The 19,610-nt window shown below is 59.9% G+C and carries 19 protein-coding genes and 1 pseudogene; 1 reads left to right on the top strand and 19 read right to left on the bottom strand.

The genetic code is table 11. The features are described from left to right. Positions 1 to 26 precede the first annotated feature (26 nt). Together ACTJKS_RS16915 and ACTJKS_RS16910 are read right to left on the bottom strand one after the other, a co-directional pair. Positions 27 to 1,730, bottom strand: coding sequence for an ATP-binding SpoIIE family protein phosphatase (locus ACTJKS_RS16915; RefSeq protein ID WP_108182046.1), 1,704 nt, complete (start codon positions 1,728 to 1,730; stop codon positions 27 to 29). A gap of 5 nt (positions 1,731 to 1,735) precedes the next feature. After that, entirely contained in the window at positions 1,736 to 2,041 is a 306-nt protein-coding gene (locus ACTJKS_RS16910) for an STAS domain-containing protein (protein WP_108182045.1), read from the bottom strand. 218 nt (positions 2,042 to 2,259) lie between these two features. Here ACTJKS_RS16910 and ACTJKS_RS16905 point away from each other — a divergent pair, with 218 nt between their 5' ends. Next, complete coding sequence (locus ACTJKS_RS16905; RefSeq protein WP_108182044.1) at positions 2,260 to 2,613, top strand: hypothetical protein; 354 nt, start codon at positions 2,260 to 2,262, stop codon at positions 2,611 to 2,613. 37 nt (positions 2,614 to 2,650) lie between these two features. On the opposite strand, the gene fliJ is transcribed toward ACTJKS_RS16905, so the two are convergent. From fliJ to ACTJKS_RS16820, 17 genes and pseudogenes are all read right to left on the bottom strand, one after another. Continuing rightward, complete coding sequence (fliJ, locus tag ACTJKS_RS16900) at positions 2,651 to 3,100, bottom strand: flagellar export protein FliJ (RefSeq protein ID WP_108182043.1); 450 nt, start codon at positions 3,098 to 3,100, stop codon at positions 2,651 to 2,653. 6 nt (positions 3,101 to 3,106) lie between these two features. Then, positions 3,107 to 4,465 carry a flagellar protein export ATPase FliI gene (gene fliI / locus ACTJKS_RS16895; RefSeq protein WP_047292537.1) on the bottom strand — a complete coding sequence of 453 codons (1,359 nt, stop codon included), beginning with the start codon at positions 4,463 to 4,465 and terminating at the stop codon, positions 3,107 to 3,109. Continuing rightward, entirely contained in the window at positions 4,455 to 5,261 is an 807-nt protein-coding gene (gene fliH / locus ACTJKS_RS16890; RefSeq protein ID WP_108182042.1) for a flagellar assembly protein FliH, read from the bottom strand. The genes fliI and fliH overlap by 11 nt, the downstream gene beginning before the upstream one ends. A 4-nt stretch (positions 5,262 to 5,265) precedes the next feature. Beyond that, positions 5,266 to 6,285 (bottom strand): flagellar motor switch protein FliG, encoded by a 1,020-nt coding sequence (gene fliG / locus ACTJKS_RS16885; RefSeq protein WP_007920042.1) that lies wholly within the window; start codon positions 6,283 to 6,285, stop codon positions 5,266 to 5,268. After that, positions 6,278 to 8,065 carry a flagellar basal-body MS-ring/collar protein FliF gene (gene fliF / locus ACTJKS_RS16880; RefSeq protein WP_027614236.1) on the bottom strand — a complete coding sequence of 596 codons (1,788 nt, stop codon included), beginning with the start codon at positions 8,063 to 8,065 and terminating at the stop codon, positions 6,278 to 6,280. The genes fliG and fliF overlap by 8 nt, the downstream gene beginning before the upstream one ends. 15 nt (positions 8,066 to 8,080) lie before the next feature. Further along, entirely contained in the window at positions 8,081 to 8,410 is a 330-nt protein-coding gene (fliE, locus tag ACTJKS_RS16875; RefSeq protein WP_003222869.1) for a flagellar hook-basal body complex protein FliE, read from the bottom strand. A gap of 127 nt (positions 8,411 to 8,537) precedes the next feature. Next, a complete protein-coding gene (locus ACTJKS_RS16870; protein ID WP_108182041.1) occupies positions 8,538 to 9,929 on the bottom strand; it encodes a sigma-54-dependent transcriptional regulator in 1,392 nt (463 codons plus the stop codon). A 5-nt stretch (positions 9,930 to 9,934) separates the two neighbouring features. Further along, entirely contained in the window at positions 9,935 to 11,128 is a 1,194-nt protein-coding gene (locus ACTJKS_RS16865) for a sensor histidine kinase (protein ID WP_179294989.1), read from the bottom strand. Positions 11,129 to 11,253: 125 nt separating this feature from the next. Beyond that, positions 11,254 to 12,725: pseudogene (locus ACTJKS_RS16860) on the bottom strand (sigma-54 dependent transcriptional regulator). Positions 12,726 to 12,897: 172 nt separating this feature from the next. After that, the gene (locus ACTJKS_RS16855) at positions 12,898 to 13,194 is read right to left on the bottom strand and encodes a hypothetical protein (protein ID WP_041073003.1); all 297 of its coding nucleotides are present in this window, start codon (positions 13,192 to 13,194) and stop codon (positions 12,898 to 12,900) included. Between the two features lie 11 nt (positions 13,195 to 13,205). Further along, on the bottom strand, positions 13,206 to 13,604 hold the full coding sequence (fliS, locus tag ACTJKS_RS16850; RefSeq protein ID WP_027614233.1) for a flagellar export chaperone FliS: 399 nt from the start codon (positions 13,602 to 13,604) through the stop codon (positions 13,206 to 13,208). Between the two features lie 129 nt (positions 13,605 to 13,733). After that, the gene (fliD, locus tag ACTJKS_RS16845; protein WP_047292526.1) at positions 13,734 to 15,206 is read right to left on the bottom strand and encodes a flagellar filament capping protein FliD; all 1,473 of its coding nucleotides are present in this window, start codon (positions 15,204 to 15,206) and stop codon (positions 13,734 to 13,736) included. An 83-nt stretch (positions 15,207 to 15,289) separates the two neighbouring features. Then, entirely contained in the window at positions 15,290 to 15,649 is a 360-nt protein-coding gene (locus ACTJKS_RS16840) for a flagellar protein FlaG (protein WP_047292524.1), read from the bottom strand. 72 nt (positions 15,650 to 15,721) lie between these two features. Further along, positions 15,722 to 16,582, bottom strand: coding sequence for a flagellin domain-containing protein (locus ACTJKS_RS16835; RefSeq protein WP_007958307.1), 861 nt, complete (start codon positions 16,580 to 16,582; stop codon positions 15,722 to 15,724). A 235-nt stretch (positions 16,583 to 16,817) separates the two neighbouring features. Continuing rightward, positions 16,818 to 17,090 carry a hypothetical protein gene (locus tag ACTJKS_RS16830; protein WP_108182039.1) on the bottom strand — a complete coding sequence of 91 codons (273 nt, stop codon included), beginning with the start codon at positions 17,088 to 17,090 and terminating at the stop codon, positions 16,818 to 16,820. After that, entirely contained in the window at positions 17,087 to 18,376 is a 1,290-nt protein-coding gene (locus ACTJKS_RS16825; protein WP_262948068.1) for a motility associated factor glycosyltransferase family protein, read from the bottom strand. The genes ACTJKS_RS16830 and ACTJKS_RS16825 overlap by 4 nt, the downstream gene beginning before the upstream one ends. Positions 18,377 to 18,462: 86 nt before the next feature. Next, entirely contained in the window at positions 18,463 to 19,389 is a 927-nt protein-coding gene (locus ACTJKS_RS16820; protein ID WP_108182037.1) for a ketoacyl-ACP synthase III, read from the bottom strand. Between the last annotated feature and the right edge of the window lie 221 nt (positions 19,390 to 19,610).

Here is a 19,610-nt window from a genome sequence, read left to right as displayed (position 1 = left end):
TCACTCCTTGATCAAGAATCGGCGAATTATGCCCTAACCTCCCAGAAAAACTCTACGCAAGCACTGCGACCTTCGTCCGACCAACTGGCGTTATGCCCCAATTGCCGAATCAAGCTGACGCCGCGCCCCGACAGACGGACGCCGTCCAGCGGTCGCTCCATCACGCGCGCCACGTCAAACCCCTTGCCGCTGTCCTCGACGCGGATGACCAGACAACCACCGGCACCTTGTGGCCTGACTTGCAGATGCACGCGCACATAACCGTCCTGCAACGCTTCGAGTCGTGCATTGCGCTGCTCGTAGTAGCGAGCGAATCCAGCGGCATCGCGCTTGAGGCTGGAATCGAGCCCCAGCACGCCATGCTCCAGTGCATTGGAATACAGCTCGGCAAGCACGCTGTAGATTGCGCCACCCTGAGTGCGCAATCCATGCACTTCCAGTAACAATTGCAGCAGGTACGGCAAAGGATTGAAGCGCCTGAGCGTCGCACCGCGAAACTCGAAGCTGACCGACCAGTCCAGCGGACAGGATTGGCCGCTGTCGGAGTACACCGGCGCCGACGGCATCACCTGCGTCGCCTCCAACAGACTGATCTCGACCATGCTCACATCGTCGCGGGGCTCGCCACGAAAGGCGTGCAAGGCCTGCTCGATCTCGGCGAACAGGTTGTCCGGTTCACGATTGGCGGCAAACAGTTGCTGCAAACGCTCGACACCAAACAAGCGGTCATCGGCGTCAGTGGTATCGATCACGCCGTCTGACAGCAGGAACACGCGGTCCCCTGCCGCCATGGCCTGCACTTCGGTGCGATCGTCGAACGCCTGCGGGCTGAGCACACCGAGCGGTAAATGCCGCGCCGGCAGCGGCAGCCGTTCGCCCGTGGCGATCCGGTGCAGATAGCCTTCGGGCATGCCGCCGTTCCACACCTCCACAGTACGACGCTGAAAGCTCAGGCAAAGCATGGTCGCGCAGCAGAACATGTCCACCGGCAGGATGCGCTTGAGCTTGGCGTTCATCTCGCGCAGGGTTTCGGCCAGGCCGTAACCTTTGGCCGTCATGCCGTAAAACACTTCGGCCAACGGCATCGCCCCCACCGCCGCCGGCAGACCGTGGCCGGTGAAATCACCGAGCAGCACATGCATGTCGCCGGCCGGCGTGTAGGCCGCCAGCAGCAGGTCGCCGTTGAACAATGCATAGGGCGATTGCAGGTAGCGAATATTCGGCGCGCTCAGGCAACCCGAATGCGCGACCTTGTCGAACACCGCTTTGGCCACGCGTTGTTCGTTGAGCAGGTAATCGTGATGCTTGGCAATCAGGTCGCGCTGCTGCAGCACCGTGGCCTGCAAACGACGCAAGCGATCCATCGCCTTGATTTTGGCGGCAAGGATCACCTGGTTGTACGGCTTCGCCAGAAAGTCGTCGCCGCCCGCCTCCAGGCAGCGTGCCAGCGCTTCGCTTTCGGTCAGCGAGGTCAGGAAGATGATCGGCACCAGGGTTTCGCCCGCCAGCGCCTTGATCTGTCGCGCCGCTTCGAAGCCGTCCATCACCGGCATCATCGCGTCCATCAGCACCAGATGCAGCGGCTGGCGCCGAAACACTTCCAGCGCTTCGGCGCCATTGGCGGCGGTCAGTACTTCATGTCCCTGACGCCGGACGATGGTCGACAACAGTAACCGGTCGGCGGCGCTGTCTTCGGCGATCAGGATCGTCAGCGGCTCTTGCGCCTGCATGGCCGTCAACTGATGTCGAACAGTTTGTCGAAGTTGGAGATGGCGAGAATCTTGCGCACGTCGGAGTTGCTGTTGACCACCCGCACGTCCGAGTCGTCGCCGCCGGCGTGATCGCGCAGCAGGAGCAGCATGCCCAGCGCGGAGCTGTCGAGGTAGGTGGCGTCCTTCAGATCGACCACGATGGAGTCAGGCTTGCGGTTAAGCCGCTCATAGGCCTCGCGAAATTCCTGATGGCGCCCGAAATCGAACCGCCCCCTGACCGAAATCGTCAGTTTTTGACCATCCGGAGAGACTTCTGTAACGACAGACATTGACTGGCTTCCTTGTCATTGACGAACGTGTACAAGGTTTAGCACTTGGTAGAGCGGCCAGCAACCCGATTGCAGCAACAAATAACCATGGATTCGTTTGCGCCCGCTGAGCGCACCGTTCGTCGTAACTGTCAGATCTGTCAGTGTGCGCAATGACTATCCAAACCCATCATCAAGTGGCAGCAAAATCGCTGCGCTCGAATCGAAGGATATGACTCATGGGCTCGTCAAAAGAAACCTACCCAGCGCCACACCTGAAAAACACAGTGTCGCCCACCCGGATCAGCCATGCAGAGTATGAACGAGGCGAAGCCATTGTTATGGCGCGATACCGTACAGAGCTACACGACGAAGTCACATTTGTCTTTGACGCTGACGGGAATGTGCACTACGAAAAACTCGCCAAAGTTTCTTCCACGGGAGTTACGAATGGGGAAGTTGGCACGAAAATCAACTCGGTCGACGATTGGGAACTAGTGGGAAAAACGGTCAGTGTGTACTTCACCGTAAGACGTAAATCAATCACGCTGGGTCAATCCAAGGCATTCACGTTCAGCGTGTCAGCCGCTTGATTCAAGATATCGTTTAAAGCGGTACTGCCGCGTCGCATCAGTATGGATCGTGCCGCGGCAAACGCTGCGACAACTCATCCAGCAACCTCTGCTCTCGCTTGTCTTCGAGGCGTTGCGCCTCTTCGCGGTAGCGCTGCACCAGTTTGCGCAGGCCTTCGACCTTGGCGAACGCCTGCTGCCAGGCGTCTCGCGCCTTGATCAGGTTGTTCTGGTGCCAGACCAGGCTTTGCCGCTGCTGGTCGATCGCGGTGTCCAGTTGCGCCAGAAAGCCGTGATAACCCAGCAACCATTGCCCGGAAACCCCGTCGCTGCCGCGTACGATCCACTGTTCTTGATAATCCAGACGAAAGGCATCGAGGTCGGCGAGTTTGCTTTCAGCCACCTTGACCTGGCCCTGAAAGTATCCCAGACGCTGGACGGCCGTTTTTTCGGCCTGTTCGGCCATTTCCACCACCGGTGCCAGACGTGCGGCGCGACTCACGGCCATGGCCGGTTACCCGCCCGCCGCAGGCGCGAACAGGGTTTCCAGATAGGCCTGGCTCTCGCCCATGTTGATCTTGTCGTTCAGCCCCTGCCGCTGGTAGCGGGTCAGTTGCGGCTGCAGATTGATCGCCAGATCGGTCTCGCGGTCACCACCGGCGACGTAAGCGCCGACGCTGATCAGATCGCGGCTCTGCTGATAGCGCGACCACAGCTGTTTGAAGTACTGCGCACGCTGCATGTGTTCCGCCGAAACCACCGCCGGCATCACCCGGCTGATCGAGGCTTCGATGTCGATGGCCGGATAGTGCCCTTCCTCGGCCAGCCGCCGGGACAACACGATATGGCCGTCGAGCACGCCCCGCGCCGAGTCGGCAATCGGGTCCTGCTGGTCATCGCCTTCGGACAACACGGTGTAGAACGCAGTAATCGAACCCCCGCCCTTTTCCGCGTTACCGGCGCGCTCCACCAGTTTCGGCAGTTTGGCGAACACCGAGGGCGGATAACCCTTGGTCGCTGGCGGCTCGCCGATGGCCAGAGCGATTTCCCTCTGAGCCTGAGCGAAACGGGTCAGCGAATCCATCAGCAACAGGACGTTCTTGCCCTTGTCGCGGAAATACTCGGCGATCCGCGTGCAGTACATCGCCGCGCGCAAACGCATCAGCGGCGCATCGTCCGCCGGTGAGGCGACCACCACCGAACGCTTGAGGCCTTCTTCACCGAGGATGTGCTCGATGAACTCCTTAACTTCTCGACCCCGCTCACCGATCAGACCAACGACGATGATGTCGGCCTCGGTGAAGCGGGTCATCATGCCCAGCAGCACCGATTTACCGACACCGGTACCGGCGAACAGGCCCAGACGCTGACCACGCCCGACCGTCAGCAAACCGTTGATGCAACGAATGCCGACATCCAGCGGTTCGTGAATCGGGTCGCGGTTGAGCGGGTTGATTGTCGGGCCGTCCATCGGCACCCAGTCTTCAGCCTTCATCCCGCCCTTGCCGTCCAGCGCCCGTCCGGCACCGTCGAGTACGCGACCGAGCATGCTCATGCCCATCGGCAGACGACCGGTTTCGGCCAGCGGCACCACACGGGCGCCCGGGGCGATGCCGGCGACGCTGCCGACCGGCATCAGGAAGACTTTGCTGCCAGAAAACCCCATGACTTCCGCTTCCACCTGGGACGGGTGATAGCTGTCGTCATTGATCACCAGGCAGCGTGTGCCCATGGCGGCGCGCAAGCCTTCGGCTTCGAGGGTGAGGCCGACCATGCGCAGCAGGCGGCCTTCGAGAATCGGCGCGCCAGCGATGTCAGTGGCGTCGGCATAGGTGCTGAGGCGCTTGGCGAAACTGGTGCGTTCAAGGCGCATCGGGGATGTCCGCGAGCGGCTCTTCAGGCGCAGCCGCCAGTTGGCTTTCTTCAGGAATGTCCAGACTCAGATCCGGCGCAGCCGGGTGCAGAGACTGTTCGTGCAATTGGTCAAACAGCTTGCCCATGACCTGGGTGATGCGGGTTTCAATGCTCGCGTCGATGCGGCTGTGCGCGGTTTCAACCCGGCAACCACCGGGCATCAGCGACTCGTCCTCGACGATGCGCCAGGTTTCCTCATGGCGTTCGCGCAAGGCCTTGGCCTGTTCGAAGTCCTGCGGATTGACGTACAGGCGCACGTTGTCCACGCCCAACGGCAGCAACTTGAGCGCGTCGCGCATGACGTGTTCGATCTGGCTGGAATCGATCGCCAGTTCGCGCTTGATCACCTGTCTGGTGATGTGTTGCACAAGGTCGACCAGCGACTTTTCGATCTGCGTGTCTTGCTCGGCAATCGGCTCGAACAAATGGGTCATCAGTTGCTCGAGGCTGGCCAGTTTCGCCGCCAGCGCCACTTCGGCTTCCTGACGCACCTTGAGCGTGGCGCTGTGAAAACCTTCCTTCTCACCGATGCCAAAGCCCTCGTTGTAGGCCTCCTGACGGATGCTTTCGAGTTCTTCCAGGGTCAGTGGCTGGACTTCCTCCAGCGGCACTTCTTCCATTTCCGGCGGTTCGGGCTCCGGCTCCGGCTCGGGTTCCGGTTTCGGCGGATCGAAGCTGGGCAGTGCCCAGGATTCGAAACCACGGACATCGCGGGCGCGGATCAGATCCGTCACTGACTCGTCATGCTTGTCCATGGGCTTAGATCATTTCCTCGCCGCCCTTGCCACCGAGCACGATTTCGCCGGCTTCGGCCATGCGACGGGCAATGGTGAGGATTTCTTTCTGCGCGGTTTCCACGTCGCTGACGCGCACCGGGCCTTTGGCTTCGAGGTCGTCGCGCAACAGTTCGGCGGCACGCTTGGACATGTTCTTGAAGATCTTCTCCTTGACGCCTTCGTCCGAACCCTTGAGGGCCAGCACCAGCACGTCGGAGGATACTTCGCGCAACAGCGCCTGGATGCCGCGGTCGTCGACGTCGGCGAGGTTGTTGAACACGAACATGAGGTCTTCGATCTGACCGGACAGGTCTTCGTCGACTTCGCGGATCGAGTCCATGAGCTGGCCTTCGATCGAGCTGTCGAGGAAGTTCATGATGTCCGCCGCACGCTTGATGCCACCCAGGGTGGTGCGCGAGGCATTCGAGTTGCCGGAGAACTGCTTCTCGAGAATCTGGTTCAGCTCTTTCAGCGCAGCCGGTTGCACGGTGTTCAGCGACGAAACACGCAGGATGATGTCCAGGCGCACCTTGTGGTCAAAGTTGCCGAGCACTTCACCGGCCTGATCCGGGTCGAGGTACGCGACGACGATGGCCTGGATCTGCGGGTGTTCGTAACGGATCACGTCGGCAACCGCGCGCGGCTCCATCCATTTCAGGCTGTCGAGGCCGCTGGTGTTGCCACCGAGCAGGATGCGGTCGATCAGGCCGTTGGCCTTGTCTTCGCCCAAGGCCTGGGTAAGCATTTTGCGCACGTAGTCGTCGGAACCGACGCCGAGGCTGGTCTGGTCGCCGACGATGTCGACGAACTCGCTCATGACCTGCTCGACCTGCTCGCGATGGACGTTGCCCATCTGAGCCATGGCCACACCCACCCGCTGAACCTCTTTCGGGCCCATGTGGCGCAGCACTTGCGCGGCATCGGTCGAACCCAGGGACAGCAGCAGAATTGCAGCTTTGTCGACCTTGTTCAGTTTGACGGTTGCGGCTCGGTTATCACTCATCTGCGTTAATCCACTCTTTCACGACCTGAGCCACGCGACCCGGATCCTCGGCCACCAAGCTCTTGATTGCATTCAGTTGTGCGTCGTACCCCTCGCTCGGGCTCGGCAACAGAATGCTCTGCGGACCACCGAGGCTCACGCGGTCGTTGGCCAGGTCGCCGTCCAGGCCGCCCATGCCACCGAGTTCCACGTCGCTGCCCAGACCGGCCAGCTCCTTGCCTTTGCCGCCGCCGGTGATGTTGTTCAACACCGGACGCAGCACACCAAACACCAGCACCAGGATGAACAACACACCCAGCACTTGTTTGACGATGTCCCAGAACCATGGCTGGGAGTAGAACGGAATATCGGCAACCACTTCACCGCGTTCGGCGGAGAACGGCATGTTGATCACGCTGACGCTGTCGCCACGGCTGGCATCGAAGCCGACCGCGTCCTGCACCAGGCGGGTGAAGCGCGCCAGTTCATCGGCGCTCCACGGTGCGCGGGTGGTTTCCCCGTTGGCTGCATTGACCTTGACCTGATCGTCGACCACTACCGACACCGACAGACGATTCAGGCGACCCTGCTGCTGCTTGGTGTGGCTGATGGAACGGTCGAGTTCGAAGTTCTTGGTGGATTGTTGACGCTTGTCCGCCGGGTACGGTGCGAGCATTGGCTGGCCGGTGGCCGGGTCCATGATCTGCTGACCGTTGGCATCCACCAGTGGCTGACCGGGCTGAATCATGCCGGTAGAGCCCTGCGCACCACCGGTGGTTTGCGGTGCCGAGGCCGGCGCCGGCGGCTGGTTGCTCAGCGCCCCCGGAACACCTTGCGGACCATTGCTGGCGGTGCGTTGCTCATTGACCGACTGCTCGCTGCGCAACGCCGGCTGGTCCGGGTTGAACTGCTCGGCGGTCGATTCGACGGCACTGAAATCGATGTCGGCCGAGACTTCAGCCTTGTAGCGATCGTTGCCCAGTACCGGCTGCAGAATGTTGTGCACGCGCTGGGTGAGCATGCTTTCCATGCGGCGGCTGTAATCGAACTGCTTGCCGGCCATGGTCATTTCGGAGTTCTCCGCCTGATCGGAGAGCAGATTGCCCTTCTGATCGACGACGGTGATCTGCGATTTGCTCAGTTCAGGCACGGACGTCGCCACCAGGTTGATGATCGCCACCACCTGACCCGGCTCCAGCGAACGTCCGGAGTACAACTCGACCAGAACCGAAGCGCTTGGCTTGCGCTCATCACGCACGAACACCGAGCTCTTCGGAATCGCCAGGTGCACGCGGGCGCCCTTGACGTTGTTCAGGCTGGAGATGGTGCGCGCCAGTTCGCCTTCGAGGCCGCGACGGTAACGGGTCGCTTCCATGAACTGGCTGGTGCCCAGACCCTGTTCCTTGTCGAGGATTTCGAAACCGATGTTGCCGTCGCTGGGAGTGACACCAGCGGCCGCGAGTTTCATCCGCGCACGGGACAGGTCGTCAGCCTTGACCAGCAAGGCGCCGGAGTTCGGCTCGACGGTGTAAGGGATGTCGGCGGAGGCCAGGGTATCCATGACCTGCTTGGCGTCCATGCCGGCAAGGCTGCCGTACAACGGACGGTAATCCGGCTGCTGCGACCACAGCACCACGGCAAAGCCAATCGCCACGCTCGCAGCCAGGCCGACCAACAGGCCCACCTGACGCAACATGGTCATCTCGGAGAGGTTTTCCAGAAAGGACAGGCCGAACAGCGGCGGTTTGCCGTCTATCGGGGTGGCCTTGGCCGGAACGTTATCGGCGACTGCTTCTGCCATGACTCAATCTCGTCCTTAAACCGGCATCTGCATGATGTCTTGATAAGCCTGAACCAGTTTGTTGCGCACCTGGGTCAGAGCCTGGAACGACACGCTGGCTTTCTGCGAGGCGATCATCACGTCGGTCAGGTCAACGCCGCTTTTGCCGATTTCAAATGCGTTGGCCAACTGAGTCGAGGCCTGCTGGGTATCGCTGACTTTGTTGATGGCCTGACCGAGCATGTCGGAAAAGCTGCTGCCTGCCAGTTCAGGGACGGCGGCAGTCGATTTCGGCGTGGCCATGGCGTCCATTTTCATGGCCTTCATGTCCATCATCAACCGATTAAATTCAATACCTTGGCTCATGGTCTACTCTCTTGGGCGGCCCGCAATTTTTTGACACTCACTCGGCGGGTACACAGGTATTAGCAACAAGGGTGCCAGCTATCGGGCAGCCTTTCAGAAAAGCACTTTCAAACATTCGCGCCAGCGCTCAGGTTGCGAACAGATAGCCTTCGACGTCCATCCCGGCATCGCGCATTTGCGCCAGCTTGTAGCGCAGGGTTCGCGGGCTGATACCGAGCTTTTCCGCGGCTTCCTTGCGCCGGCCGCGTTCGGTGCGCAGGGTATCGATGATCATCTGAAACTCCCGACGCCGCAGGTCATCGCCCAGCGCACCGGCGGATTCAGCCTCGACTTCGATCTCGCGCACCAGCGGCTGCACCGGCGCGACGGACGGCGCAGCACTGAACGTCACCGCGCCCGTCAGGCAGAAATCCTGCGGCTGGATCAAACCGCCCTGCTGCAGAATCAGCGCCCGTTGAATGGCGTTATCCAGCTCACGGACATTGCCCGGCCATGGGTAACCGATGAGGCAAGCCTTGGCTTCCGGCGACAGTTTCGCCGGTGCGTGCTTCATTTTATTGACGTGTTTGTTCAGCAACCGCTCGGCCAGCGGCAAGATATCGGCAGTGCGCTCGCGAAGTGGACGCCACGCCAGAGGGAAAACCGACAGACGGTAAAAAAGGTCTTCACGGAAGCGCCCCGCCGCCACTTCGCCGGCCAGATCACGGTTGGTGGTCGCGACCACGCGAATATCCAGCGCGATCGGCTTGCGCGCCCCCACACGCTCGACTTCACGCTCCTGCAGCACCCGCAGCAACTTGGCCTGCAGGCCCAGAGGCATCTCGGAAATCTCGTCGAGCAGAAGGGTGCCGCCATCGGCTTGTTCGAATTTGCCGGGCTGCGCCGCAATGGCGCCGGTGAACGAGCCCTTCTCGTGACCGAACAGCGTGGCCTCAAGCATGTTGTCGGGAATCGCCGCGCAGTTGATCGCGATGAACGGCTGGCTGGCACGATGGGATTGCTGATGAATGTAGCGCGCCAGCACTTCCTTGCCGGTGCCAGACTCGCCGGAGATCAATACCGTGGAATCACTGCGCGCTACCCGCGCCGCCAAGTCGAGCAGTTGCGCACTGGCCGGCTCGACCGCCACCGGCCCGTCGCTATCAGCGACGCTGATACAGCCCAACGCATGCCGCGAAACCAGGTCCAGCAGAGCCTTGGGCTCGAACGGCTTGACCAGATAATCCGCCGCTCCCTGGCGCATCGCATCGACCGCTCGCTCCACCGCGCCGTGTGCGGTCATCAGCAGCACCGGTAGTTGCGGCTGCCGGGCGCGCAACAGTCCAAGCAGTTGATGGCCGTCCATGCCGGGCATGTTGACGTCACTGACCACGAGACTGAACGCTTCGCGCTCGACCGCTTGCAACGCCTCTTCGGCGCTGCCGACGGCATGGTAGTCGTGGCCTGCCAGCAACAGCGTATCGGCCAGCGCTTCGCGCAACGAGCGGTCATCCTCGACCAGCAAAACCTTGATGCCCATGACGTTTACTCAGCTCCCTGTACAGCGGAAAACAGCGGCAGGATCACCTGCGCGCACGTGCCGCGCCCAACCCGCGAACGCAGCCGCAATTCTCCCTGATGTGCCCTCGCCACAGCCTTGACCACGGTCAGGCCGAGCCCGGTGCCGGTGACTTTTGTGGTAAAAAATGGCTCGCCGAGACGCTCGAGCACCACCGGATCTATACCGCTGCCGCTGTCGCTGACGCACAGGCGCAGGCTGTTGTCGCGGGTGTAGCAATGCACTTTCAGGCGCACGTTGCCGTCACTGGCCTGAATCGCGTTTTCGATCAGATTGAGAAGAGCCCCGACCAGCGTGTCGCGGTTGCACAGCAATTCGCCGGCATGACTGTCGCACTGCCAGCGAATAGGCAAGTCCTGCACATGGGTCAACGCTGCCGCTTGCAGCGACTGCATCAAGGCATTGGGGGTGATGCGGTCAGTCAACGGCAACTCGCCGCGGGCGAACACCAGCATGTCACGCACCTGATGCTCCAGCTCGTGCAGGCGCTCTTTGAGGCGTCCGGCAAAGCGCTGCTGGGTCGCGACCGGCAATTCCTGCTCAGTCAAATGACTGGCGTAGAGCAAAGCGGCGGACAACGGCGTGCGGATCTGATGGGCCAGCGAGGCGACCATGCGCCCCAGCGATGACAGACGCTCATGACGCGCCAGTTGATCTTGAAGGTGGCGGGTTTCTGTCAGATCGTTGAGCAGTACCAATTGCCCCGGCTCGGCATCCAGCGAGCGGGTGGCAATCGACAGTCGCCGACCGTTTTTCAGAGAGATTTCATGACCATCATCCTCGCGCGGGGCGAAGCATCGGGCGATCACGTGGCGCCACAATTCGCCTTCCAAAGGCAACCCCAACAACTCGATAGCCGCCGGATTGGCTTCGCGCACCATGCCGTGCCCGTCGATGACGATGACGCCACCGGGCAACAGATCAAGGAGGTTTTGCAGGCGGTTGGCCAAACGTTCTTTTTCGGCCAGCTCCTGCATGCGTTGAGCACTGACCACGGCCAACTCGCCCTTGAGCTCGGTGACCCGGGCTTCAAGCATGCTGTAGGAGTCGGTCAATTGACTGGACATCTGATTGAACAGCGCGAACGCCTGCTCAAGCCCCTGACGGCTCGCCTGCTCTACGGACGACGATTGCCCCTCGGCATTGGAGGCAGAAGACATCTGGGCGTGGGGCATTGTGTTCTCTCGCTTGGCTGACCGTCAGTTAAACGGAACGTTGCGAGGGACGTAGCAATACCCGTGCCTAAAAAAAACCGCTTATAAATGAAGACGTTGAAAAACAGGCGTCAATCATCCGCCTGTTCATCACCTTCGCGCCGGCTCATGCCGTACTTGCGCATCTTCTCCACCAGCGTGGTACGACGAATGCGCAGGCGTTCGGCGGCACGCGCCACAATGCCATTGGCATCGTCCAGTGCCTGCTGGATCAGGCCCTGCTCCAGACCACCGAGGTAGTCTTTGAGGTCCAGACCTTCCGGCGGCAGCAAAGCGTTGGCGGTGAAGTCCGGGGTATGACCGTTGATCGCCACGCGCTCTTCGAGATCGCTGCGCAGACTATCGACCATCTGCTCGTCTTCGTCGTCGACGTAGCGGAATTTCTTCGGCAACTCGACCACGCCGATGACCCCGTACGGATGCATGATCGCCATGCGCTCCACCAGGTTGGCCAGCTCGCGGACGTTGCCCGGCCAGCCGTGACGGCACAGCGACATGATCGCTGCCGAGTTGAAGCGGATCGAACCGCGCTTTTCGTGCTCCATGCGCGAGATCAGTTCGTTCATCAGCAGCGGGATGTCTTCGACGCGCTCACGCAACGGCGCCATCTCGATCGGGAACACATTCAGGCGATAGTAGAGATCTTCGCGGAAGGTGCCGATCTCGATCATGCTTTCGAGATTCTTGTGAGTCGCGGCAATGATGCGCACGTCGACGCTCTGAGTCTTGTTGCTGCCCACACGCTCGAAGGTACGCTCCTGCAGCACGCGCAACAGCTTGACCTGCATCGGCAGCGGCATGTCGCCGATTTCATCGAGGAACAGCGTACCGCCGTTGGCCAGTTCGAAACGCCCGGCCCGGCTGGTGATCGCGCCGGTGAAGGCGCCCTTCTCGTGCCCGAACAGTTCGCTTTCCAGCAGCTCTGCCGGGATCGCCCCGCAGTTGACTGGCACGAATGGCGCGTCGCGNTGGAGTGGTAATGCAGGTTGCGCGCAACCACTTCCTTGCCGGTGCCGGACTCGCCGAGGATCAGCACACTGGCGTCAGTATCGGCCACTTGCTGCATCATCTGACGGACATGCTGGATCGCCCGGCTGGTGCCGACGAGGCTGCGGAACAGGTTGGGTTCGCGATGACGGCCGCGCTCACGGGCCTGGTCGTACATCTCGCGATAGACCTGGGCACGGTGCAGGGAGTCGAGCAGTTTGCTGTAGCTGGGTGGCATTTCCAGCGTCGAAAGCACCCGGCGGCGCTGGTCTTCCGGCAGCTCGGCGGAAGAATTATCGCCCATCAGCAAAACCGGAAGGAACTCATCCCATGTCGAGAGTGTCTTTAACAAGCCCAACAGTGCACCCGGAGCATTTACCGTCCCGATCAGTACACAGATGACTTCACGACTTGATGACAAAGAGCCGACAGCCTGCTGCCAGTCATGGCTGCCGCAGGGTAAATTTTCTTCGCCGAGAAAATTTAAAATCACCGCCAGGTCGCGGCGGCGGACGCTATCGTCATCGATCAGCAGAATTTTGGTTTCACGCCACATGCAATAGCAACTTCCCTAGTCAACTCAATGCCCGAAAAATGGGGCAAGCGAGACGCTTGCAGGACACCTTGTGCCTGTAGACGCCTGAAATCTGAAAACAGCCACTAGTTAAGTCAAAAAACCGTGCACAGTCAAATTTATGGCGCACATGTCTGGATTAACTGGGGGTTAATTAACCAAACAGATGGTAAACCTTTGCCGCCTTTTGCGCTTGGGTGATCTGCGACATCTCGTTGGCTATCGCCTGCCGCTCACCCATCGCCGCCTCCAGAAGCTCCTTGTAGACGTGGAGCAGCTCCTCAAGGTTATTGCGCAAGGCCTCCTCATCCAGCGAGGCCTCGACCATGACGTCTTCCATGCAGGATCGGCAAGCCAGATCCAGCTCGCCAATGGCTTCCCAGTTGCGTTCAGCCAGCGCACTGACCAGCGCTTCACGGGTGTCGGCGATTCGCTGCAATACAAGACTCATGGTGCTCTCCTTCAAAACTGCGGAGCAGGCTCGGGGGCGATGGCATCCCAGCCTTCTTTGACCGTGCTCAGCAAGCCGGCGACCTCATCGAGAATGCGCGGATCGCTGTTGATGTTGGCCTCGGCGAGGCGCTTCATCATGTAGATGTACAGCCCGTCCAGATCGGCCAGTTCATCGGCACACTTTTCCAGGTCCAGACCTTCGCGCAGACCGCTGACAATGCCAATGGCCTTGCTGATCGAGGTGCACTTGCCAGGAATGTCCTTGCGCTCGATGGCACCCTTGGCCTGAGCGATGCGGGCCAGCCCGCCTTCCATCAACATTTGTACCAGACGGTGCGGGCTCGCCTCGGAGGTCTGGGCGTGCGCGCCGACTTTCTGATATTGCCGAAGGGCTAACATTGGATTCATGTTCTACCTCATTGCCACAATGACTCGTATAACCAGTGTATCGCCAACGAATCACAGAACTTTAGATCAAAAGACAAAAACCCGGCGCACGCCGATAAAGCGTAGCCGGGTTTTTGTCGTTCTTGCGGGTTACTTCGCGGATTGCTGAGCGTTCAGCGAGCTGAAGAACGACGTGATGTTACTGGCCGTCGCTTTCATCTGCCCTACCAGCAAGTCCATGGCGTTGTACTTGGCCGTCAACGTCTTGGTCAGGTTGGCCACACGCAAATCCAGCGCCAATTGCTGACTGGTCAGGCTCTTGGTGTTGTTGTTCAGGATGGACATGCGCTGATCAAGCAGGCCTACGGCAGTAGGTGCGCTACCGGCAGGTGCCTTCAGATACGGATCCACCGCCTTGTTCATGCGCGCCAGCAGACCGTTGGTATCGTTAGTCCCGGTGAACATCTGCTGCACCTGGCCAGCCTTCCCGGGCTGAGCCATGGTTTTGGTGAACGCAGCAGTATCAAACGTCAGGTTGCCGGTGTTGCGATCGGTCATCACACCGATCTCCGACAGATAGGACAAAGAACCCTCTGCACCAGCACCAGGAGCTGTCAACTGGCCACGAATGTCGGAGATCAGCGAGCGCGGCAACGAGTCACCGGTAAAAGCGGCCTGCACCGTCAGCTTGCCATCGGCGTCCGGTGTCGCCTTGGACAGGGTGTCGATGGTGGTCTTCAGGGTGTTGTAGGCGTCAACAAACGCCTGAACCGAAGCCTGCAGCCCTTTGGTGTTGGTATCGACGCTGACAACGGTCGGCGTGGCAACGCCACCAACGACAGGGCTGACAGTGGTCAGATTCAGGGTCAGGCCGCTGATTGCACCACTGACCGTGTTACTTTTGCTGGAAACCTGCAGGCCGTCGATGGTCACCTTGGCATCTTGTGCAAGGCCATTGACGTTGCCCGAGGCGCCTGCCGCCGGATTAGTACCCATCGACTGAGTACCGTCGATCTCCAGACCGGCGATCCCGCTGACAGAGAGATCGGTACCCGCGCCAGTCTTGTTGGAGCTGATCACCAGGCGCGAAGCACCACTGCTGTCAGTCACGATGTTGGCAGAAATGCCATTGGCGCCCTGAGCCGTGTTGATCGCATCACGCGTGCTCTGCAAGGTCGCATTGGCCGGGATCGTGACATTGTAATCAGTGCCATTCTGACTGATTTTCAGGGTACCACTCGGAATGGCACTGGCAGCACCGCCGGCGAAAGAAGCGCTGGCAACTTTCGAGCCAGTGGCCAATTGGTTGACAACAACGTTGTAAGTCCCCGACACCGCGGTGTTATCGGAGGTGGCGCCGAGAATCGCTGTGTTGCTCGAGGTCGCCGTGAAGCCGGCAAATGCCGGGTTGGTCTTGCTGCCCAGGTTGGTCATCGCCGTCTGGTACGCGGTCAGCGCACTTTTCAACGTGCCGACACCGGAAATCTTCAGGGTATTGGTCTTGGTCGCGGAATCGATCTGCGTCTGTTTCGGCGACTTGTCGGCGTTGACCAGCGCGGTCACGATCGCGCCGATGTCCAGGCCGGAACCCAGTCCGGAACCCGGTAGAATTGGACTTGCCATGTGCATCTCCCTTCAGATTGTTGCCAGACTTTTGACCCATCCAGGCGTCATTCAAGAAAGACAAACACTATTCATGCCAGCTATCAGACTTTGGCGTCGAACAACACATGGCTTGCGTTGGCGAGGCTGTCTGCGAGCTTGAGTGCTTCGGCGGAGGGGATCTGGCGTACGACCTCACCCGTCTCGCTTGCGATCACCTTGACGATGACCTTGCCAGAGTGCTCGTCGATCGAGAACTCCAGGTTACGCTTGATCGATTGAACGAACTTCTCGATCTCTTGCACGGCCAGCTTCAACTTGGCGTCATCCGTTTGCTGACTTTTCCTGTCAGCGACCGGAGCGTCGGCCGATGCAACTTTTGGCGTCTCCGACGGCTTGTCAGCAACAGGTGTCGCTGGCTTGGGAGCCGGATAAGACACGTTAAGCTTTACGCTCATGTCCATGCTCATCACCTCCTAACGTAAAAAAGCGAGAGAGCGCGACCAGCGCACCCTCCCGCCCAAACTCATTCCGAATTACTGAAGCAGCTTCAGTACAGCGGAAGGCAGTTGGTTGGCTTGAGCCAGAACAGAGGTCGAAGCCTGTTGCAGGGTTTGCTGCTTGGTCAGGTTAGCAGTCTCTGCGGCGAAGTCGGTATCTTGTACGCGACCTTGTGCAGCAGTGGTGTTCTCGGTGATGTTCTGCAAGTTCTGGATGGTGCTGGTCAGACGGTTTTGCGAAGCACCCAGGCTGGCACGAGTTGCACCGATTGCAGCGATAGCGGCGTCGATTGCAGTGATCGCGTTGTCGATGTTCTGCGAAGCAGAACCAGCGCCAGTACCGGTGGTACCGGTCAGAACTACAGTACCGCTACCTACGGACAGGCTGACGGCGTCGAACTTGGAGCTCAGTACCAGGTCGATGTGGTTAGCCGAACCGGTGTTTGCGCCAACTTGCAGGGTCACAGTACCAGCCGAACCGTCCAGCAGGTTTTTGCCGTTCAGGTTGGTAGCAGCCGAGATACGGGTGATTTCGTCAGACATCTGAGCGAATTCAGCGTTGGTTGCGGTCTGGTCAGCAGTGCCGTTGGTGCCGTTACGTGCTTTAACAGCCAGTTCACGCATACGCTGCAGGATGTCGGTCGAAGCTTGCAGAGCGCCTTCAGCGGTCTGAGCAACGGAGATACCGTCGTTGGCGTTCTGGATGGCTTGGGTGTTACCACGGATCTGCGAAGACATACGGTTCGAGATCTGCAGGCCAGCAGCGTCGTCTTTAGCGCTGTTGATTTTCAGGCCGGAAGACAGGCGCTGCATCGAAGTCGACAGAGCGTCGGAAGCGCGGTTCAGGTTCTTTTGAACGTTCAGCGACGTGGTGTTGGTGTTTACTGTTAAAGCCATGACGAATTCCTCGTTGGTTGGGTACTGCGGCTTCCGGCCCTGGCAACCGCCTGGAATGGCCTAGAGAACCTTCGTAATAGTTATCGTCGGGTTGGCAGGTTGCTTGAGGGCTTTTTGAAAAAAATTTGCCATCACCCTGCCACCCCCGAGAAAACAAGGGCTTAGCGCCCCCACCTGCGAAAAAATGACGCCATAAAACCGACCCGCACGCAAAGCCGCGGGCCAGTGCGGTCGGTCAGTTTGACGATCGTGCTTTTTGCAACACTTCGATCAACTCGTACTCCATCCAGTCAGCCAGGCCCAACCAGTCCTGACGCTCCTGACAGTCGAACATCTGCGTGAGTACCAAGGCCCAGTCCTGCTGTACCGTCGCCGGCGCGGACATCAGCAACTGCTGCGCGCCCTCGAACACCTCGACCATATCCAGCGCCGCCTCAACGTCACGCCCCAGACGAAACAACCCGGCGCACTGACGGCACTCGTCGACGCACTGCTCAATCGTCGTCATTGCACAAACTCCTGATTGAACTGTGTCCCGGCGATCAGTGCGCCTGCCCGACTGCTGTTGAAGAACTGCACCTGCGGATGCGCGGCGATATAGCGCTCCAGCACACACAGATAGCCGCGAAAGTTCAGCTGGGTGCTGACCCGCCGGCCATGGCCGTCCTGCACCCAATGCCGCGCCTGATCGACCCCCGGCCCCAGATCACCGTCATTCCAGCCGGCATGGGTCTTGTTCATCGGGAAGGCGAAGTCGGCGCCGAACAGGGTAATGCGCGATGCACCCATCTTTACTGCCAGATCCACCGCCGGATGAATCACGCTGCCACCGACATGCAGTTGTCCGCGCGGGTATTGCTCGCGCAACGCGGCGTAAACCGGGCTAGCCGAGTAACCGCCGTAGCGTTTGCCCTTCCACGCGGTCAACACCGCAGGATCGCTCATGGGCAGATACACCAGCGGGATGCCAGCGGAGTCCTCGAACGGCAGATGCCGGAAGCTGATGCGCTGATCAATGGTGACCACCAGATCCGGGACGATCCCGTGCTCACGCAATGGCCGGTAAGCGGTATCCACACACATCAACAACGGACGTTCAGCCTGCGCGCGCACCGCCGCCAGACGCTGGAAATGTCCTTCGAGCGTCGGCCCGGTGCCAATCACATAGACTTCCCGGCCACTGGCCGTGCCGAACAACTGCGCCACATCATCATCGCCCAGCAACACCGGCAAACAGTCCTGCAGACGCTGCTGAATGAACGGCAAATGTGGATCGAATTCACGATTGTTGAAGCTCAAGTGCACTTCGCTGACCAGCCGATCGCGGATCTTCGCGTTGAAGTCATCGGCCAGCAGCACCTCCGCCGGCAACGCGAAAAACGGTGTGCAGATGTCTGACAGATCACCGGCATAGAACAGCTGCACACGCGGATCTTCCAGCCATTGGCGTTGATCGAGCAGTTGCAGCACCAGGGCGAACAACGCGCCATTGAGTATATGCACGTACAACCGCTCAAGTCCGGCGCGCTCCAGCAGCACCGTTGGCAGATCACCGAGACCCGTGCCATACACATGCAGCTGCGGTTTTTCCGCCAGGCTGGCCGCCTGGATGCGGGCTTCATGGATGCGGTCGTGGCGACTGGTCAGTTGAATGCCATTGACGCTGAGCGTCGAGCCCAAGCCCCGCACCAGCTCGGCCTGAAGAGCTGAACTGTCTTCCGCCATCAGCCGCTCGAACAACGCCGGCCAGCGTTGCTGGATGACCTGGGCGTTGGGTTGGAAAAACTCGCTCATGCCGCCTAGCGCTCCATTCAGGCAAAAAAAATAGCGTTCAAGGGTAACCTTGAACGCTATTTTTGTATCCGCCGTTTTTGACCGACTCAAGGACGATAGATGATCGCCGAGCCCCACGACAGACCGACACCGAAACCGCTCAGGGCAATGCGCTGCCAGTCGGAATCGAGTACGTGTTTTTCCAGCAGCAGCGGGATGCTCGACGACACGGTATTGCCGGTCTCGACCATATCCTTGATGAACTTCTCCGGCTCGCCTTCGAAACGCCGGGCCACCGCATCGACAATCGCCGCACTGCCCTGGTGAATGCAGAAGGCGTCGATGTCGTCAGCCTTGAGGCCGGAGTCGTCGAGCAATTCGTGCAAGTGCGCCGGGACTTTGAGCAGCGCGAAGTTGAACACCTGACGGCCGTTCATGAAGAACACGCCATCGGTGACTTTCAGGTGTGGCGCGCCGGAACCGTCGGTGCCGAACTTGGCCTTGCCCAACGCCCAGGCCGGGTCTTCGCCCATCCAGGTCGCCGTGGCGGCATCGCCGAAGAGCATGGTGGTGTTGCGGTCTTCCGGGTCGACGATTTTCGAATACGGGTCAGCGGTGATCAGCAGGCCGTTCTTCAGGCCGGCGGCTTCCATGAAGCCCTTGATCGCGTAAATGCCGTAGACGTAACCGGAGCAGCCCAGGGAAATGTCGAACGCCGCAACACTTGTCGGCAGACCGAGTTTGTCCTGGACAATCGCAGCGGTGTGCGGCAGACCTTCTTCGTCACCGTTCTGGGTGACGACGATCAACGCGTCGATTGATTCACGTTTCAATTCAGGGTTGCTGGCAAACAGCGCATTGGCCGCTTCCACGCACAGATCGGAGGTTTCCTGTTCAGCATCTTTGCGCGGCAGGAAGGCCGAACCGATTTTGCCAAGGATGAATTCTTCATCCTTCTCGAATTTTGCACCTTGTGCGTAATTGTCCACGCCGGCTACAGGAACGTAGCTCGCAATGCTTTTTATGCCAATCATTACGGCTTCCCAATAAAAAACAGCCCAAAACCACCGCTCGCAAGGATTCGAGGGGCGCCGACAAACAGAAAACGGCCGCCACAACGGGCAGCCACGGGGAGCGCAAAGGGCTATCACTGGAACCGAATACACGGCCAGGCGCCATCTCCCCGGTCAATACAATACAGTGAAGATGCGCGTTATGACTCGCAGGTCACGCTATTTTGCCGAATCGGTGGCAG

The sequence above is a fragment of the Pseudomonas sp. 22189 genome, from assembly GCF_052045635.1.
Classification (GTDB): domain Bacteria; phylum Pseudomonadota; class Gammaproteobacteria; order Pseudomonadales; family Pseudomonadaceae; genus Aquipseudomonas; species Aquipseudomonas parakoreensis.
The sequence above is the reverse complement of the archived record's forward strand: the minus strand, read 5'-3'. Positions and strand labels throughout refer to the sequence as shown.

Excerpts from the sequence above, each read along its gene's own strand:
- ACTJKS_RS16915 (WP_108182046.1), bottom strand. The coding sequence starts at position 1,730 with ATGCAGGCGCAAGAGCCGCTGACGATCCTGATCGCCGAAGACAGCGCC.
- ACTJKS_RS16910 (WP_108182045.1), bottom strand. The coding sequence starts at position 2,041 with ATGTCTGTCGTTACAGAAGTCTCTCCGGATGGTCAAAAACTGACGATT.
- ACTJKS_RS16905 (WP_108182044.1), top strand. The coding sequence starts at position 2,260 with ATGGGCTCGTCAAAAGAAACCTACCCAGCGCCACACCTGAAAAACACA.
- fliJ (WP_108182043.1), bottom strand. The coding sequence starts at position 3,100 with ATGGCCGTGAGTCGCGCCGCACGTCTGGCACCGGTGGTGGAAATGGCC.
- fliI (WP_047292537.1), bottom strand. The coding sequence starts at position 4,465 with ATGCGCCTTGAACGCACCAGTTTCGCCAAGCGCCTCAGCACCTATGCC.
- fliH (WP_108182042.1), bottom strand. The coding sequence starts at position 5,261 with ATGGACAAGCATGACGAGTCAGTGACGGATCTGATCCGCGCCCGCGAT.
- fliG (WP_007920042.1), bottom strand. The coding sequence starts at position 6,285 with ATGAGTGATAACCGAGCCGCAACCGTCAAACTGAACAAGGTCGACAAA.
- fliF (WP_027614236.1), bottom strand. The coding sequence starts at position 8,065 with ATGGCAGAAGCAGTCGCCGATAACGTTCCGGCCAAGGCCACCCCGATA.
- fliE (WP_003222869.1), bottom strand. The coding sequence starts at position 8,410 with ATGAGCCAAGGTATTGAATTTAATCGGTTGATGATGGACATGAAGGCC.
- ACTJKS_RS16870 (WP_108182041.1), bottom strand. The coding sequence starts at position 9,929 with ATGGGCATCAAGGTTTTGCTGGTCGAGGATGACCGCTCGTTGCGCGAA.
- ACTJKS_RS16865 (WP_179294989.1), bottom strand. The coding sequence starts at position 11,128 with ATGTCTTCTGCCTCCAATGCCGAGGGGCAATCGTCGTCCGTAGAGCAG.
- ACTJKS_RS16855 (WP_041073003.1), bottom strand. The coding sequence starts at position 13,194 with ATGAGTCTTGTATTGCAGCGAATCGCCGACACCCGTGAAGCGCTGGTC.
- fliS (WP_027614233.1), bottom strand. The coding sequence starts at position 13,604 with ATGAATCCAATGTTAGCCCTTCGGCAATATCAGAAAGTCGGCGCGCAC.
- fliD (WP_047292526.1), bottom strand. The coding sequence starts at position 15,206 with ATGGCAAGTCCAATTCTACCGGGTTCCGGACTGGGTTCCGGCCTGGAC.
- ACTJKS_RS16840 (WP_047292524.1), bottom strand. The coding sequence starts at position 15,649 with ATGGACATGAGCGTAAAGCTTAACGTGTCTTATCCGGCTCCCAAGCCA.
- ACTJKS_RS16835 (WP_007958307.1), bottom strand. The coding sequence starts at position 16,582 with ATGGCTTTAACAGTAAACACCAACACCACGTCGCTGAACGTTCAAAAG.
- ACTJKS_RS16830 (WP_108182039.1), bottom strand. The coding sequence starts at position 17,090 with ATGACGACGATTGAGCAGTGCGTCGACGAGTGCCGTCAGTGCGCCGGG.
- ACTJKS_RS16825 (WP_262948068.1), bottom strand. The coding sequence starts at position 18,376 with ATGAGCGAGTTTTTCCAACCCAACGCCCAGGTCATCCAGCAACGCTGG.
- ACTJKS_RS16820 (WP_108182037.1), bottom strand. The coding sequence starts at position 19,389 with ATGATTGGCATAAAAAGCATTGCGAGCTACGTTCCTGTAGCCGGCGTG.